Genomic DNA, 1489 nt, shown 5'->3' with positions numbered 1-1489 from the left:
ATAATTACAATGAAAAACAAATAAGGATGAGTGAAACTACTGATTGGATTATTTTAGTGTATTCGTATGTATTATGTGAATAATCAACCCCGGAGTTAGCATGGCTGTTTGTTTCGCGTAATACAAGGGAAAATGCCTATTTTATTCACATATGTCTACTTATGCGAATAATTTTTGAGCCCAAAACTGGCTATTTTAGGAAGAAATTCAATTTTTTGGCCTAGGTAAAAGATCTTTTAATTCAGATGGTTAAACCAAAACAGCATAAAATGGTAATTTGCGTGCCGAAACCCCTAATTGATTTAAAAATGGGACATTAAAGGATGCAGGACAAATACGAATGTTCCATGTTTTAAATGTATTCGTTCAGAGATAGCTCATTTCCCAGGTAGGATGATATAAAGATGAGCGTTTTTGATCCTCTAGGCGTATTCTTAAATAGACACCTCTTGAACCAGTAATTAGCCCTAATTTGCCATTAGCAACAACTTTTTGACCTCTTTTTGCTGGTACTTTATAATACATGCGAATGTATTCCATACTCATAAACACATCTCCCTTTATTTCTTATAAGGATCGATCCACGTTTTTGCATGTTGTATGGCAGCTTCTTTTGTTTCAAACCCACCATATCCGTATAAAACATATGGTTCGATAAGCATACCATCATCGGTGTACCTACGATTTTCAATATCATACGCAAACTTACCGGCACAGCCTATTAAAATAGTAACTTTATGGTTGTTGTAAATAACCCATCCAGCTTCAACCATTTAACTCTCCACACTAATAGGCTTAAATACAAGAGAAGAATGACACCTTTTAGGCGGCCGACACCTCGACATGCATAGGAATATTATATTGATTAAGAGAGTCTTGTAAGGCCAAGCAAACAAATTGCTCTGGGGAGTAACCTAAAATATCAGCAAATTCTTTGGCTTTTTTAGGACTTACGATTTTTCGATCGTGCTCCAGATCACAAAGATATTGTACGGAAACACCTAATTTCTTGGCAAAATTTGTTTGGCTTTCTTCTTCACCCAGCCGAATAGCACGAAGGGATTTCCCAAGGCTTAAAGAACCAACCAATTTTTCCAAGTAGCGTCGCGCATTAGTACTCATGTTTATTTACCTCTTCAATAGAAATAATTTCCATTTCATTTTTTTTGTTTAAAATATAGATTGCTCTGTATGCTTTCGAAAGCCGGATTGACCGCTGCCCCTCTCTATCTCCTTTAAGAGGTTCATCATGGTATCCAGGTATCTTTCGGATTTCATAAATCCCAAATCGCTCTACCGAGTCAACCCAAACTAGGAGTTTGGTTTTAATATATTCAGGAACTTTAGACAAATCCCTCTGGGCTTTTTTTGTTAACTCTACAATGCTAAGGTTCTGCACAATTTTATTTCTTTGAGTTTTATATTAATATTTTACACTAAATAAGTGTAAAAAGCCATGAATTCATTATTAACAGCCCAATGGCTTGAA

Annotated in this window: 4 protein-coding genes; all 4 read right to left on the bottom strand. The window is 35.6% G+C overall.

What is annotated here, in order from left to right; translation table 11 throughout:
- Positions 1-366 precede the first annotated feature (366 nt).
- Genes Lfee_RS07650 through Lfee_RS07635 form a run of 4 tightly spaced genes read right to left on the bottom strand, consistent with a single transcriptional unit; the run spans position 367 to position 1399 of the window.
- Positions 367-546: a hypothetical protein gene (locus Lfee_RS07650; RefSeq protein ID WP_058445493.1), complete on the bottom strand. Its 180-nt coding sequence runs from the start codon at positions 544-546 to the stop codon at positions 367-369.
- A gap of 14 nt (positions 547-560) precedes the next feature.
- Positions 561-773 (bottom strand): hypothetical protein, encoded by a 213-nt coding sequence (locus tag Lfee_RS07645; protein ID WP_058445491.1) that lies wholly within the window; start codon positions 771-773, stop codon positions 561-563.
- Positions 774-822: 49 nt separating this feature from the next.
- On the bottom strand, positions 823-1122 hold the full coding sequence (locus Lfee_RS07640) for a helix-turn-helix domain-containing protein (protein WP_019218439.1): 300 nt from the start codon (positions 1120-1122) through the stop codon (positions 823-825).
- Positions 1112-1399: a type II toxin-antitoxin system mRNA interferase toxin, RelE/StbE family gene (locus tag Lfee_RS07635; protein WP_238584892.1), complete on the bottom strand. Its 288-nt coding sequence runs from the start codon at positions 1397-1399 to the stop codon at positions 1112-1114. Before Lfee_RS07635 ends, Lfee_RS07640 begins: the two co-directional genes overlap by 11 nt.
- Between the last annotated feature and the right edge of the window lie 90 nt (positions 1400-1489).

Origin of the sequence: Legionella feeleii, from assembly GCF_001467625.1 — a bacterium.
Taxonomy (GTDB): Bacteria; Pseudomonadota; Gammaproteobacteria; order Legionellales; family Legionellaceae; genus Tatlockia; species Tatlockia feeleii.
This window is presented reverse-complemented; position numbering and strand designations above follow the sequence as displayed.

Excerpts from the sequence above, each read along its gene's own strand:
- Lfee_RS07645 (WP_058445491.1), bottom strand. The coding sequence starts at position 773 with ATGGTTGAAGCTGGATGGGTTATTTACAACAACCATAAAGTTACTATT.
- Lfee_RS07650 (WP_058445493.1), bottom strand. The coding sequence starts at position 546 with ATGAGTATGGAATACATTCGCATGTATTATAAAGTACCAGCAAAAAGA.
- Lfee_RS07640 (WP_019218439.1), bottom strand. The coding sequence starts at position 1,122 with ATGAGTACTAATGCGCGACGCTACTTGGAAAAATTGGTTGGTTCTTTA.